At 69.0% G+C, this 13,424-nt stretch carries 14 protein-coding genes; 13 read left to right on the top strand and 1 reads right to left on the bottom strand.

All coding sequences use genetic code 11. The features are described from left to right. Positions 1-2,352 precede the first annotated feature (2,352 nt). The 8 genes from infA to truA all read left to right on the top strand — a co-directional run bounded on the left by infA (position 2,353) and on the right by truA (position 7,236). Complete coding sequence (infA, locus tag ABZV58_RS11750; RefSeq protein WP_003418601.1) at positions 2,353-2,574, top strand: translation initiation factor IF-1; 222 nt, start codon at positions 2,353-2,355, stop codon at positions 2,572-2,574. A gap of 151 nt (positions 2,575-2,725) precedes the next feature. Next, the gene (gene rpmJ / locus ABZV58_RS11745) at positions 2,726-2,839 is read left to right on the top strand and encodes a 50S ribosomal protein L36 (protein ID WP_011207363.1); all 114 of its coding nucleotides are present in this window, start codon (positions 2,726-2,728) and stop codon (positions 2,837-2,839) included. Positions 2,840-3,041: 202 nt separating this feature from the next. Continuing rightward, positions 3,042-3,413, top strand: a complete 372-nt coding sequence (gene rpsM, locus ABZV58_RS11740) for a 30S ribosomal protein S13 (protein ID WP_043687550.1) — start codon at positions 3,042-3,044, stop codon at positions 3,411-3,413. A 9-nt stretch (positions 3,414-3,422) separates the two neighbouring features. Further along, a complete protein-coding gene (rpsK, locus tag ABZV58_RS11735) occupies positions 3,423-3,836 on the top strand; it encodes a 30S ribosomal protein S11 (protein ID WP_014981768.1) in 414 nt (137 codons plus the stop codon). Between the two features lie 22 nt (positions 3,837-3,858). Continuing rightward, entirely contained in the window at positions 3,859-4,464 is a 606-nt protein-coding gene (rpsD, locus tag ABZV58_RS11730; protein ID WP_067785061.1) for a 30S ribosomal protein S4, read from the top strand. 100 nt (positions 4,465-4,564) lie between these two features. Beyond that, positions 4,565-5,623: a DNA-directed RNA polymerase subunit alpha gene (locus ABZV58_RS11725; protein ID WP_067785162.1), complete on the top strand. Its 1,059-nt coding sequence runs from the start codon at positions 4,565-4,567 to the stop codon at positions 5,621-5,623. Positions 5,624-5,672: 49 nt separating this feature from the next. Further along, on the top strand, positions 5,673-6,215 hold the full coding sequence (rplQ, locus tag ABZV58_RS11720; protein ID WP_355000112.1) for a 50S ribosomal protein L17: 543 nt from the start codon (positions 5,673-5,675) through the stop codon (positions 6,213-6,215). A gap of 208 nt (positions 6,216-6,423) precedes the next feature. Further along, complete coding sequence (truA, locus tag ABZV58_RS11715; protein ID WP_355000540.1) at positions 6,424-7,236, top strand: tRNA pseudouridine(38-40) synthase TruA; 813 nt, start codon at positions 6,424-6,426, stop codon at positions 7,234-7,236. A 48-nt stretch (positions 7,237-7,284) separates the two neighbouring features. On the opposite strand, the gene ABZV58_RS11710 is transcribed toward truA, so the two are convergent. Then, complete coding sequence (locus ABZV58_RS11710) at positions 7,285-7,725, bottom strand: Hsp20/alpha crystallin family protein (protein ID WP_355000539.1); 441 nt, start codon at positions 7,723-7,725, stop codon at positions 7,285-7,287. Between the two features lie 285 nt (positions 7,726-8,010). Here ABZV58_RS11710 and ABZV58_RS11705 point away from each other — a divergent pair, with 285 nt between their 5' ends. The 5 genes from ABZV58_RS11705 to ABZV58_RS11685 all read left to right on the top strand — a co-directional run bounded on the left by ABZV58_RS11705 (position 8,011) and on the right by ABZV58_RS11685 (position 13,418). Continuing rightward, positions 8,011-8,838 (top strand): LLM class F420-dependent oxidoreductase, encoded by an 828-nt coding sequence (locus tag ABZV58_RS11705; RefSeq protein ID WP_355000111.1) that lies wholly within the window; start codon positions 8,011-8,013, stop codon positions 8,836-8,838. Between the two features lie 133 nt (positions 8,839-8,971). Then, on the top strand, positions 8,972-10,345 hold the full coding sequence (locus tag ABZV58_RS11700; protein ID WP_355000110.1) for an MFS transporter: 1,374 nt from the start codon (positions 8,972-8,974) through the stop codon (positions 10,343-10,345). Between the two features lie 46 nt (positions 10,346-10,391). Beyond that, positions 10,392-11,051, top strand: coding sequence for a response regulator transcription factor (locus ABZV58_RS11695; RefSeq protein WP_355000538.1), 660 nt, complete (start codon positions 10,392-10,394; stop codon positions 11,049-11,051). Positions 11,052-11,070: 19 nt separating this feature from the next. Beyond that, positions 11,071-12,504, top strand: coding sequence for a HAMP domain-containing sensor histidine kinase (locus ABZV58_RS11690; protein WP_355000109.1), 1,434 nt, complete (start codon positions 11,071-11,073; stop codon positions 12,502-12,504). Next, complete coding sequence (locus ABZV58_RS11685; protein WP_355000108.1) at positions 12,501-13,418, top strand: TAXI family TRAP transporter solute-binding subunit; 918 nt, start codon at positions 12,501-12,503, stop codon at positions 13,416-13,418. Before ABZV58_RS11690 ends, ABZV58_RS11685 begins: the two co-directional genes overlap by 4 nt. The last annotated feature ends 6 nt before the right edge of the window (positions 13,419-13,424 follow it).

Here is a 13,424-nt window from a genome sequence, read left to right as displayed (position 1 = left end):
GGCCCTGCGGGATTTCGCCCTCGACCCGGTCGCCGGGTCGAGTGGAAGAGCGCTGACTCGCGTCGAACGCTCTATCGTCGGCGATCGGCTGAGACGCAGAGCTCGGACGCTCGGTTCCGGAAGCGGGATCGGGGGTCGCGGACGTCCCGCCCGGGACGCCCGAGTGCGCGGCCGGGACGCCCGAGTGCGCGGCCGGGGCGGCCTCGGCCGGTCGAGCGATGTCGCTCGGGAACGTCGGCTGCGCGGTCGGCGAAGACGCTTGCGCCCCAGCTTGTTCGGCGGTCGGCGGCGGCGGCAGCTCGGGGCGGGTACTCGGCTGACGCTGCTCGGCACCGCCGAGCCAAGACGGCGGGACGTCGCTCGATGGCGCCGCCCCCTCCTGCGTACGCGGCGGGAGGCCTTGCTCCGCGGATGGCGCGGCTGCGGCCGGACCCGACGCGGCGGTCGCGCTGCTCGCGCTCGGGCCCGCGAGCCACGGTGGAGCACTGTCGAATTCGCTCGAAGAACGACTCGCGTCCGACGTGGTCGAGGTGCTTCCCTCGGCGACCTGCGCTGCCGCGTTGGAGGCGTCACCCTCGCCAGCTTGCGCGGGAGTGCGATCCTCGGTCGCCGGGGCAAAGACCTGACCCGTCTGCGCGGCCGTGCGACCCTCAGCCGCCGGAGCGGATACGGGGTGCTCGGCATCCGGTGCGGGAATGCGGCCTTCGGCCTCGGTGGTCCGGGCGGCGAAGTCGTTCTGGGCCCGCCGGGCAGAGCTGTCCTCGGCCGGGGACGGCCGGACCTCGCTCGGCGGTGGCGGCAGGTCGGGGAGCTGGCGCTGGTAGCGCGTGGTCGCCTCGTTCGAAGGCGGCGGCTCGGGTGCGGGCGGCGGGGTCGTCGGCGTGGGCGTGCGCTGACCGAGGGGTTGGAAGCCCTCGGAAGGCTGGCTCGGCTGCCGGGTGGGCAGGCGAGAGCCTGTGCGCTGGGCGTCCGGATGCTGCGCGCCCGATCCGTCGATCGGCGGTTGCCCGGGGCCCGTCGGATGCTGTTGCTGTCCGGGCCCGCTCGTCGAACCGGGCGCATACGCGGACGCGCCGTGGATCTGTTCGGGTCCGCCGTGCTGCGGCGTCGGCACCTGGCCGGGGCCGCCGTGTTGCGGTGGCGCTTGACCAGGGCCGCCGATCGGCGGCTGATACGTCTGCTCTGGGCCACCGTGCTGTCGCGAATCGCGACCGGGGCCGCCGAATTGCTGCGGGGACGCCTGACCGGGCCCACCGAAGTGCCCCGGATGCGCCTGCTCCGGTCCACTACTCCACCGCCCGGCGTCGCCGACCGGCTCTTGGCCCGGCTGTCCCTGGCCGCCGAACTGCTGTGGGGGAATCAGGCCCGGCCCGCCGAATTGATCCGGCTGCGTTCGACCAGGCCCGCCCGTCGATTGGCGGCCGGAATCACCGATCGGCTGCTGGGGTACATAGCCACCGCCGCCTTGCGGCGGCACCGGCCCGCGTCCTTCCATCGGCTGCTGAGGCGCGCTGCCCGGCCCGCTGGTCCGACCGGGACCTTCCATGGGCTGCCATGAACCATTGCGGTCGCCTTGGCCGTGCGCGGTCTGCTGCGGCGATTGCCCGGGGCGACCCTCGGCGTCCGTGCCTGACGACCACGAATCACCCGACTGCGGCCGACCCCACGAATCCCCTCGCGGCTGCGGCTCGGCGGGCTGTTCCTCTACCGGCTCGTCCTTGTCGCGGCCCAGCCACCTGCGCTTCTTGTCCTTGCGGCCGGAGCCCTGACTCGCGTCGTGCCGGCCTTCCGGCGCCTGCGATTTGCGGCCCTTGCGTTTGCGGTCGGGTGCGTCGTCGATGATGTCGTCGTGCGGAAGATTCTGTACCGGTGCCTCGTAGCCGCCGTTGACCTCGCTGTCGGACAGCCACGGCGGCAGCATCGGCAGGCCGTCGTTGTTGCGACTCACCGCATCGCCTCACTGTCGCTCGGCTTCGTCGTGCCCGAGATGGCTCGCCCGCTGCGCTCGCGCTCGGCCCCGCCGTGGCCGAGGGGCGCGGCGCCTGCGGCACGCCCGGTACGCTGGCTCACGGCATCCCCCTAAGTCTGCTCGACCGTTTCCTGGACTCGGTCAGTTTACGTGACCGGCGTCGCTCGACGCGGGGCAGGGAGCGGCCACGCCGGGGACTGCACGGCGAGGTGTTTTTGCCGGATCGGATGCCTCCCGGTAAGCTGGAGCGGCGGTGCACCTATGCGCCGCCTGTTTGCATGCCGCCGGTCCGGTTACGCCGACCGGTACATACAAGCAGACACCAGGCAATCACACCAGGTTCGATCGGCAATGCCGACCAGCGAACCGGGATCGCGGAGGACATGGCGAAGAAAGACGGGGCCATCGAGGTCGAGGGTCGAGTTGTCGAGCCGCTGCCCAATGCGATGTTCCGGATCGAGCTCGAGAACGGGCACAAGGTTCTCGCGCACATCAGCGGAAAGATGCGGCAGCACTACATTCGCATCCTTCCCGAGGACCGGGTGGTCGTCGAGCTTTCGCCCTACGACCTGTCCCGCGGTCGCATCGTTTATCGATACAAGTGAATCGAGCGGGCGAGCTTGCGGGAACGCACTCGCCTGAGTCGTTTCATTTGACCACCGTCCGCGAGGACGGCACAACGAAGACTTCCCCAGTCGCCAGGCTGGGGAAAAACTGTGTTCACACCCGTGTGGACCGCAACGAGATTGGACGGACGTGAAGGTTCAGCCGAGCGTCAAGAAGATCTGCGAGAAGTGCAAGGTGATCCGCCGCCACGGCCGGGTCATGGTGATCTGCGACAACCTGCGCCACAAGCAGCGCCAGGGCTGATCGTTTCACCGCCAAGCACCGAACGCAGTTCGGATTGGCACAGAGAAGAACTCCCAGCTCCAGCCGCACGCTGTGGAAATTCGGGCTCTCGAGAGAGGGAACGGGGCGTGCGAGCCAACCACCGGTACGGAGGCCGGTGCCCCAAACAAGACGGGGGAACGGACAGGGAGCAGACCTCCGCAACGATTAAGGAAACTGCCACATGGCACGTCTCATGGGCGTCGACCTCCCGCGCGAAAAGCGCATGGAGATCGCGCTGACCTACATTTTCGGCATCGGCCGTACCCGCTCCCAGGAGATCCTCGAGGCCACCGGCGTCAGCCCGGACCTGCGTTCGAAGGACCTCAGCGACGACGACCTGACGAAGCTCCGCGACTACATCGAGGCTTCGGAGTTCAAGGTCGAGGGTGACCTGCGCCGTGAGGTGCAGGCCGACATCCGCCGCAAGATCGAGATCGGCTGCTACCAGGGCCTGCGCCACCGTCGTGGCCTGCCCGTGCGTGGCCAGCGGACCAAGACCAACGCGCGCACCCGCAAGGGCCCGAAGCGCACCGTCGCAGGCAAGAAGAAGTAAGGGATACGGATGCCTCCTAAGAGCAGGGCCTCCGGCCCCAAGAAGACCCAGAAGTCGCGTCGCAGGGAAAAGAAGAACGTCCCGCACGGCCACGCGCACATCAAGAGCACGTTCAACAACACGATCGTGTCCATCACCGACCCGAACGGCAACGTCATCTCCTGGGCGTCGTCGGGTCACGTCGGCTTCAAGGGTTCGCGTAAGTCGACCCCGTTCGCCGCGCAGCTCGCCGCCGAGAACGCTGCCCGCAAGGCGCAGGAGAACGGCGTCAAGAAGGTCGACGTGTTCGTCAAGGGCCCGGGTTCGGGCCGTGAGACCGCGATCCGTTCGCTGCAGGCCGCAGGCCTCGAGGTGGGCACGATCTCCGATGTCACCCCGCAGCCGCACAACGGCTGCCGTCCGCCCAAGCGGCGTCGCGTCTAGCGGGAAAGGAAGGTAGAGCGAAATGGCCCGTTACACCGGACCCATCACCCGCAAGTCGCGTCGTCTGCGCGTCGACCTCGTCGGCGGCGATCAGGCGTTCGAGCGTCGCCCGTACCCGCCCGGCCAGCACGGCCGTGCGCGTATCAAGGAGAGCGAGTACCTGCTCCAGCTGCAGGAGAAGCAGAAGGCTCGCTTCTCCTACGGCGTCATGGAGAAGCAGTTCCGCCGGTACTACGAAGAGGCCAACCGCCTCAAGGGCAAGACCGGTGACAACCTGCTTCGTCTGCTCGAGACCCGCCTCGACAACGTCGTGTACCGCGCCGGTCTGGCGCGCACCCGTCGCCAGGCCCGTCAGCTCGTCAGCCACGGCCACTTCCTGGTCAACGGCGTCAAGGTCGACGTGCCCAGCTACAAGGTGAGCCAGTACGACATCATCGACGTCAAGGAAAAGTCGCTGCCGACCCTGCCTTTCCAGGTCGCGCGGGAGACCCTCGGCGATCGCCCGGTTCCGGGCTGGTTGCAGGTGATCCCGGGCCGTCTGCGGATCCTGGTCCACCAGGAGCCGGAGCGCGCCCAGATCGATGTGCCGCTGCAGGAACAGCTGATCGTCGAGTACTACTCGAAGTAATCAGCGAATGCCGCTGGTGCGGCGGGGGTTTCGCCCCTGCCGCACAACCCCTTAAAACGAGGCGTCAAATAGCGGGCGCCCTAAAAGGAGGATGATCCTCATGCTGATTTCCCAGCGTCCGACCCTGACCGAAGAGGTCGTGGCCGAGAACCGCTCGAAGTTCACCATCGAACCCCTCGAGCCGGGCTTCGGCTACACCCTCGGCAACTCGCTGCGGCGTACCCTGCTGTCCTCGATCCCGGGGGCCGCGGTCACGAGCATCCGCATCGACGGCGTTCTGCACGAGTTCACCACCGTCCCCGGCGTGAAGGAAGATGTCACCGACATCATCCTGAACCTCAAGGGTCTGGTCGTGTCCTCGGAGGAGGACGAGCCGGTGACGATGTACGTGCGCAAGCAGGGTCCCGGCACCGTCACCGCCGGTGACATCGTGCCGCCCGCCGGCGTCGTCGTGCACAACCCGGACATGCACATCGCCACCCTGAACGACAAGGGCAAGCTCGAGATCGAGCTCGTCGTCGAGCGCGGTCGCGGTTACGTCCCCGCTGTGCAGAACAAGGCGTCGGGTGCGGAAATCGGCCGGATCCCGGTGGATTCGATCTACTCCCCGGTGCTCAAGGTGACCTACAAGGTCGAGGCCACCCGTGTCGAGCAGCGCACCGACTTCGACCGGCTCATCCTGGACGTGGAGACCAAGAACTCCATCAGCGCGCGGGACGCGCTCGCCTCGGCGGGCAAGACCCTGGTCGAGCTGTTCGGCCTGGCTCGCGAGCTGAACGTCGAAGCCGAAGGCATCGAGATCGGCCCCTCGCCGGCCGAGGCGGATCACATCGCCTCGTTCGGTCTGCCGATCGAGGACCTGGACCTCACCGTCCGGTCCTACAACTGCCTCAAGCGCGAGGGTGTGCACACGGTGGGCGAGCTGGTCGCCCGCACCGAGTCGGATCTGCTGGACATCCGCAACTTCGGCCAGAAGTCCATCGACGAGGTGAAGGTCAAGCTGCACGCGCTCGGCCTCTCGCTGAAGGACAGCCCGGCGTCGTTCGACCCGTCCTCCGTGGTGGGTTACGACGCGAGCACCGGCACGTGGAGCGACAGCGGCACGTTCAGTGACACCGATGGCGGCGAGCAGGACTACGCCGAGACCGAACAGCTCTAGGCCGCTGGGGTAGGCGCCCCGGCCCGGCCGCATACAAGGAGAATCAACAATGCCTAAGCCCAAGAAGGGTGCCCGCTTCGGCGGGTCGGCGTCGCACCAGAAGGCGATCTTCGCCAATCTGGCCACGGCGCTCTTCGAGCACGGCCGGATCACCACCACCGAGGCCAAGGCCAAGGCCGTGCGCCCCTACGCGGAGAAGCTCATCACCAAGGCGAAGGGCGGCACCCTCGCCGACCGTCGCGAGGTGCTGAAGGTGATCCGCAACAAGGACGTCGTGCACTCGCTCTTCGCGGAGATCGGGCCGTCGTTCGATGGACGCGAGGGTGGCTACACCCGCATCACCAAGACGCTGCCGCGTAAGGGTGACAACGCGCCGATGGCGATCATCGAGCTGGTCCGGGAGAAGACCGTGACCAACGAGGCCGATCGCGCCCGTCGCGTGGCCGCTTCGCAGAAGGCGGAAGAGGCCGCTCCGGCGGCCGCCGAGGAGAAGACGGACGAGGCTGTCGCCGAGACCGCCGAGGAATCGGCTCCCCAGACTGCCGGGGATGAGCCCGCCGACGAGTCCGCCGAGGACAAGAAGGACGCCTGACGCCTGACGTCGGGTTGTTCCCCGCGCATGCGGGGATGTGCCGGACGCTTGACCTGGGTCGGGATTTCTCGAATGAGCCCGCCGCCCTTGTGGGTGGCGGGCTCATTCGCGTCGATGAGGAGTCGTTGTGACAGTGGAGGATTCGATGGGAACGGTGAGCTCGCAGCCGGAGCCCGCAGCGGCCGCCGAGGCCCCGGCCGCCGTACGGGTGCGCCTCGACATCTCCTACGACGGAACCGATTTCATCGGCTGGGCCCGCCAGCCGGGCCTGCGCACCGTGCAGGGTGTGCTGGAGGAGTCGCTGAGCAAGGTGTTCCGTGAGCCGATCCAGCTGACCGTCGCGGGTCGCACGGACGCGGGCGTGCACGCCGAAGGACAGGTCGCGCACTTCGACACCACCGCCGAGTTCGACGGCGACAAGCTCGTGCACAGGATGGCGCGCTTCCTCCCGAAAGACGTGCGCATCAAGGCCGCCCGGCTCGCGCCGCCGCAATTCGACGCGCGCTTCTCGGCGATCCGCCGCCACTACGTGTACCGGCTCACCACCGCGCCCTACGGCGCCGAGCCGCTGACCGCCCGTAGCATCGTGCCGTGCCGCCCCGGTGTGGATCTGGCCGCCATGCGCGCGGCATCCGGAAACCTGTTGGGGCTGCACGATTTCGCCGCGTTCTGCCGCCGCAGGGAGGGCGCGACCACGGTCCGCGAATTGCAGCGCTTCGACTGGGAGCGCGAGGGGGACCTGCTCACCGCGTACGTCAGCGCGGACGCGTTCTGCTGGTCGATGGTGCGCAGCCTGGTCGGCGCGGTGCTCGCCGTCGGCGAGGGCAGGCGTACGCCGGAGTGGATCGCCGGACTACTGAACGAGACCGAGCGTTCCAGCGCGGTGACCGTCGCGCCCGCCCACGGCCTGAGCCTGGTCGCTGTCGACTACCCGGCCGACGCGGACTTGGCCGCGCGCAATGCCGAGACCAGGGAAATGCGCACCGTGCCGAACCGAGGCTGCTGCGGCGGAGAGGGATAGGGGACCGGTACCGCGGCAGGCTTCAGCGAACCGCGGTACCGGAATGGCTCAGCTGCCGCCCGCCTCGATGGTCTTCGGCTGCGAGTGGCCGGAGATCTCGATGCGGCGCGGCTTGGCCCGTTCTGCGATCGGGATGGTCACCGAGAGGACGCCGTTGTTGTAGGTCGCGCTGATCTTGTCGGCATCGACGTTGTCGCCGAGGGAGAGCTGGCGCATGTAGGTGCCCGCGAAGCGCTCGGAGGCAATCCACTGGACGCCTTCCTCGCTCGGCACGCTGCGCTGCGCGCGCAGGGTGAGGGTGCCGTTGTCCACGCTCACGTCGACCGAGCCGGGATCCACACCGGGCAGATCGGCGTTGAGGACGTAGTGGTCGCCCGCTCTGAACAGATCCATCGGCATGAAGCGCGGTGCGCGCGTCGACCCGACGTTCTCGCCGAGCAACTGGCGAGCAACTGTGTCGATGTCATGGAATGGATCGAACCGCAGCACAGCAATCACCTCCATCTCATTGACGTCGGCGCCACCACGGCGGCGGGCGCCGGAAGCTGTGCACCATCAAAGTTAGCACTCCCGGGGCGGGAGTGCTAATACTTTCGGCGGTGGTTTTCGATGCCGTGTCGCACGACCGAACCGTCGCGCCGGAACAGCTGGACGGCCGGGGTAGAAGCCGGCGTCCGAGGCAGCCGGGCGCTCTCGAAGCAGCTGACCGCTGTGTCTTCGAGTGTCGACGGCCGTGCGGAATAGGAACGGGGACAACAACTGTTCCTTCCCCACATGACAATTGATGGTCTCGGACGTTTCGGTGTGTGGCGCGGCTACCAGGGGGTGACTCCGGACGAGGCGAGCGAGCTGGAGCAGCTCGGCTACGGCACGGTGTGGCTCGGCGGTTCGCCGCCCGCGGACCTGCCCGTGGTGGAATCGCTGCTCGCCGCGACGGAGTCGCTCACGGTGGCCACCAGCATCGTGAACATCTGGTCGGCTCCGGCGAAGACGGTCGCGGAGTCGTTCCACCGCATCGAGGAGAGCTTCCCCGGCCGCTTCCTGCTCGGTGTCGGCGCCGGGCACCCGGAGTTCAACGACCCGTATCTCAAGCCTTACGAGGCGTTGGTCGCGTACCTCGACGAGCTGGACGCGGCCGGAGTGCCGAAGCAGCGGCTGGCACTCGCCGCCTTGGGTCCGCGCGTGCTGGAACTCGCACGCGACAGGACCGCGGGCGCCCTCCCGTATCTGGTTACTCCCGAGCATTCGCGCCGCGCCCGGGCGATTCTCGGCGAGGGCACCCTGTTGGCCGTCGAGCAGAAACTCGTCGTCGAGGAAGACCCGGAGCGGGCGCGCGAAGTCGGTCGCACGATCGTGCCGATGTACCTCGGGCTGGGCAACTACGTCGCGAACCTGCGCAGGCTCGGCTTCGATGACGCCGATGTCGCCACCCCGGGCAGCGATCGGCTGGTCGATCAGCTGGCGGTGCACGGCTCCGCGGAGCGGGTGGCCGAGCAGCTCGTCGCCCATGTCGACGCGGGCGCCGACCACGTCGCTCTCCAAGCGCTCGGCGACGACTACCTCGCGTCGCTGCGCGCGCTCGCCCCCTTGCTGCGCGCCTGACCTGCGCGAGCGTGCGGCGGGCGACCGTCCTAAGAGACAGTTAGAAAACCCGCCGCACGCTTCCGAACGCCTTGTGACTGCCGACACACTCTCTTCCAGCTGACGCGAAGACGCGTTGAAGGAGGAGATTCGGGTGACTACGACACAGCCCACGAGCGAGCGCCGCGTTGTCGCGAACGTGCTGCGCGGATCGATCGGCAACCTGGTCGAGTGGTACGACTGGTACGTCTACGCGGCGTTCAGTGTGTACTTCGCGAAAACGTTCTTCCCCGAAGGGGATTCGACCGCACAGCTGCTGTCCACGGCGGCGGTTTTCGCGGTCGGGTTCCTGATGCGCCCGCTCGGCGGCTGGGCGCTCGGCCGCTACGCGGACCGGTTCGGCAGGCGCGCCGCGCTGACCCTGTCGGTGACGGTGATGGCGGCCGGTTCGCTGCTCATCGCGGTCACGCCGGGCTACCAGACCATCGGCATCGCCGCGCCGGTGCTGCTGCTGCTCGCGCGACTGCTGCAGGGCCTCTCGGTCGGCGGTGAGTACGCCACCAGCGCGACCTACCTGTCCGAGGTCGCGTCGGCCGGTCGGCGCGGGTTCTACTCGAGCTTCCAGTACGTGACCCTGGTCGCCGGTCAGCTCACCGCTCTCGGCGTGCAGATCGTGCTGCTGCAGGTGCTCACCTCCGCCCAGATGCATTCCTGGGGTTGGCGAATCCCGTTCGCGATCGGCGCGTGCGGTGCGCTCGTCGTGATGGTGCTGCGGCGCGGGATGGACGAGTCCGCGTCGTTCGAGGCGGAGGCCTCGGGTTCGAAGGAGGCGAGCGGGTCCTCGCGCGGTTCGCTGAAGGTGCTGCTGCAGTACCCGCGGGAGTGCCTGCTCGTTGTCGGCCTGACCCTCGGCGGCACGGTGGCGTTCTACACCTACACCACCTACATGCAGAAGTTCATGATCAACACCTCCGGCATCTCCAAGGGCACGGTGGCCTGGATCAACTTCGTCGCGCTGCTGGTGTTCGTGGTGCTGCAGCCGCTGGCGGGCGGGTTGTCCGACAGGATCGGCCGACGGAAGCTGCTGCTGTTCTTCGGCATTTGCGGCACGCTGTGCACCGTTCCGATCATGACCGTGCTCGCCGACACCTCGAACCCGGTCGCGGCCTGGGGCCTGATGATGTTGGCTCTGATCATCATCACCGGCTACACCTCGATCAACGCCATCGTGAAGGCCGAGCTGTTCCCGACCAAGATCCGCGCGCTCGGCGTCGGCCTGCCCTACGCGCTGACCGTCGCGATCTTCGGCGGCACCGCGGAGATGATCGCCCTCGCGCTGAAGAAGGCGGGTGCGGAGTCGGTGTACTTCTACTACGTGGCGGGCTGTATCGCGATCTCGCTGGTCACCTACTGGTTCATGCGGGAGACCTCGGCCGAGTCCACGATCGACGCCGACGAGAAGGCACGCGTCGCCGCGGCGAGCGCCGATACCGATGACGACCGTCCGATGGCCACCGTGCGTGGCTGAGCGACTCGTCTCCGCGCCGATCCTGCCCATGTGGCAGGATCGGCGCGTGCGGCTTGCGGTGGTCGAAGATGACGACGGCGTGGGCGACGCGCTCGTCGAGGCGCTCAATGCCCGCGGTTACTCCGCCGACCGCAAGCGGCGCGGTAGCGAGTTACTGCTCGATCACCGCCGCTACGACGCTGTCATCCTCGATCTCGGACTGCCCGACGGCGACGGTCTGCAGGTGCTGCGGCAACTGCGCGAGGTGAGCACGGTGCCCGTGCTGATACTGACCGCCCGCAGCGACGAACGCTCCATCGTGCGCGGATTGCGCGGCGGCGCCGACGACTACCTGGTGAAGCCGCCGCGGATCGCGGAGCTGCTGGCGCGGCTGGAGACGGTGCTGCGCCGGGCCGCCGCGGTGGCGCAGTCCGAGCGCACCGAGGTGGTCACCGGTGACGTGCGAGTCGATCTCGCGGCCCGGGTCGTCGAGGTCGGCGGTGCGCCGGTCGCGTTGACGCAGAAGGAATTCGAGCTGGTCGAGGCGCTGGTGGAACGACCGGGCGCGGCGGTGAGCCGCCAGCAGCTGATGGACCGGATCTGGGGCGACGCGTTCGTCGCGGTGTCGCGTTCGCTGGACGTGCACATGACCGGTCTGCGCGCCAAGCTGAACCGGCCGGGGCTGATCACCACGATCCGCGGCTACGGATACCGGTGGGGACAGTGAGCGTGGAGGACGGAAGGCCATGCGGCGCAGACTGCTTGCCGCGCTGACGGTGTTCGCGGCGATCGCGGTCCTGGCGTTCGCGGTGCCGCTGTCGTTGACCTATGCCACCAGCCGAACCCAGGAGTTGGTGCTCGGCCGTTCCGGTGACGCGGATCGGTTCGCCACCCTCGCCGACGCCGTCGGGGTGGAAGGAAACGACGCCGCGCTCGCCGAGGAGGTCGCGCGATACCACGAGTTGTACGACGAGAACGTGCTCGTTGTCGACGCGCGCGGTGCGACCGCGGTCAACGCGGGCGTGGACATCATCGATCCGGCCGTGGTCGCGGCGGTCGCCGACGCGCGGCGCAATCAGCGACCGCATCCGATCGACCGGCTGATGCCGTGGAGCGATCCGATGATGCTCGTCGCGCGGCCGGTCGGGACCGGCGTGCAGGTCAACGGGGCCGTCGTCATCGAGGCGTCCACCGCGCAGGCGCGCCGCGACATCACCCGCGCCTGGCTGGTCATCGGTTTGGGCGGCGCCGCGGCCATGGTGCTGTTCACGATGCTCGCGCTGACGCTGAGCCGCTGGGTGCTGCGGCCGCTCGCGGCCCTGTCCCGCGCCGTCGCCGAATTGACCGCGACGCTGCCGAAGGCGCGACCCGCGCCGCAGACTTCCGACGACGCGCCGCCGCCATCCATCGCCAGGCACTACGGCGGACCGCCCGAAATGCGCGCCGTCGCGGAGTCTTTCGACGCCATGGCGCTCGCGGTCGCCGACTCCACGGAGGCGCAACGGCAACTGGTGGCCGACACCGCGCACGCGATGCGCAATCCGTTGGCCGCGCTCACCATTCGGCTGGACTCGCTCGAGTACGCCGTACCGGAGAGCGCGGCCGACACCTTCCGCGGCGCGAGCGCGGAGGTGGACCGGCTCACCACGCTGCTCGACGGACTCCTCACGCTGGCCGTCGCGGAGACGCCGGACGGCTTCGCCACCGCGGCGGGCGCCGAGGAACACCGTTGCGACGCCGGGCAAGTCGTGGCCGATCGGATCGACGCCTGGCATTCCGCGTTCGACGCGGCGGGGCAGTCGCTGCGCGCCGAGCAGTCGGGGTCGCCCGCCGAGGCCGCCGTCTCGGCGGATGTGCTGGCACAGATTCTCGATGTGCCGCTGAGCAATTCGAATCGGTACGCGGGTAGCGGCGCGAACACTGTCGTGTCCGTGGGAATCGAGCCGGACTGGATCACGGTGACGGTCCGCGACGACGGCCGCGGCGTGCCCGCCGACGAGATCCATAAGCTCACCACGCGCTTCTTCCGTGGTTCCGCCGCACAGCCAGGGGGTTCCGGCCTCGGTCTGCCGATCGCGGCGGCGCTCGCCCAGGCGCGTGGCGGTGCGCTGTCGGTCTCCGAGGTGTCGCCGCACGGACTCGCGGTCGCGGTTCGTCTGCCCGCGGTGGTGGCGTCGTGACGGGGCGGCTCGACCGGCGCAAGTTCCTGGCGCTCGCGGCACTCGGCGTCGCGGGTGTCGCGGGCTGCGGGAGCGGCGACGATCCGGTGGTCCGGTTGGCCTCCGGTGAGGTGGGCGGCTTCTATCACGCGTTCGCGCGTCTGCTGGCCGCCGCGGCCGCGCAGATCGGGACGGTGCGGATCGAGCCGGTCGCCACCTCGGGCTCCCAGGACAACCTCACGATGCTGGCCAGGGGAGACGCGCAAGCCGGTCTGGCGCTGGCGGATTCGAGCAGGGACGCGCCGGGCGGCGTGCTCGCGCTCGGGCGGGTCTACGAGAACTACTTGCAGCTGGCCGTGCGGGTCGACAGCACCGTCCGCCGGGTCGTCGAATTGCGCGGCAAGCGCGTGAATCTCGGCGCCGAGGGTTCCGGCGCGGCGCTGACGGGGGAGCGGATACTGCTCGCGGCCGGGCTGGATCCGGCGACCGACGTCATCGTGGAGCATCGCCCGCTGCGCGACGCCGCGGCGGCCCTGCGTTCCGGCGCCGTCGACGCGCTGCTGTGGGCGGGCGGCGTCCCGACCGCGGCGCTGGAGGTTCCACTGCGGATGCGTTTGGTGGATCTCGGTGATCTGGCAGTCCCGCTGCGTCAGCGCTACGGGCACATCTACGACCGCGTCGAGATCCCGCGGGACGCCTATCCGGGTGGCTCCGCGATCACCACGATCGGTGTGGCGAACCTGTTGCTCGCCGCGCCCACGTTGCCGGACGAGGCCGCCGCCGCGATCGTCGATCTGCTGGCCGGACACCCGGACGCGCTGGTCCCGGCCGAGGCCGCGGGCACTCAGTTCCTGGACGCGCGTTCATTGATCGGCACCGGCCCTATTCCGCTGCACCCTGGCGCGGCCGCGGCCTATCGGCGGCGCCACGGGTGAAGCTCG

The organism is Nocardia sp. NPDC004654, assembly GCF_040609595.1.
Lineage (GTDB): Bacteria > Actinomycetota > Actinomycetes > Mycobacteriales > Mycobacteriaceae > Nocardia.
The sequence above is the reverse complement of the archived record's forward strand: the minus strand, read 5'-3'. Positions and strand labels throughout refer to the sequence as shown.

Excerpts from the sequence above, each read along its gene's own strand:
- infA (WP_003418601.1), top strand. The coding sequence starts at position 2,353 with ATGGCGAAGAAAGACGGGGCCATCGAGGTCGAGGGTCGAGTTGTCGAG.
- rpsM (WP_043687550.1), top strand. The coding sequence starts at position 3,042 with ATGGCACGTCTCATGGGCGTCGACCTCCCGCGCGAAAAGCGCATGGAG.
- rpsK (WP_014981768.1), top strand. The coding sequence starts at position 3,423 with ATGCCTCCTAAGAGCAGGGCCTCCGGCCCCAAGAAGACCCAGAAGTCG.
- rpsD (WP_067785061.1), top strand. The coding sequence starts at position 3,859 with ATGGCCCGTTACACCGGACCCATCACCCGCAAGTCGCGTCGTCTGCGC.
- ABZV58_RS11725 (WP_067785162.1), top strand. The coding sequence starts at position 4,565 with ATGCTGATTTCCCAGCGTCCGACCCTGACCGAAGAGGTCGTGGCCGAG.
- rplQ (WP_355000112.1), top strand. The coding sequence starts at position 5,673 with ATGCCTAAGCCCAAGAAGGGTGCCCGCTTCGGCGGGTCGGCGTCGCAC.
- ABZV58_RS11705 (WP_355000111.1), top strand. The coding sequence starts at position 8,011 with ATGACAATTGATGGTCTCGGACGTTTCGGTGTGTGGCGCGGCTACCAG.
- ABZV58_RS11690 (WP_355000109.1), top strand. The coding sequence starts at position 11,071 with ATGCGGCGCAGACTGCTTGCCGCGCTGACGGTGTTCGCGGCGATCGCG.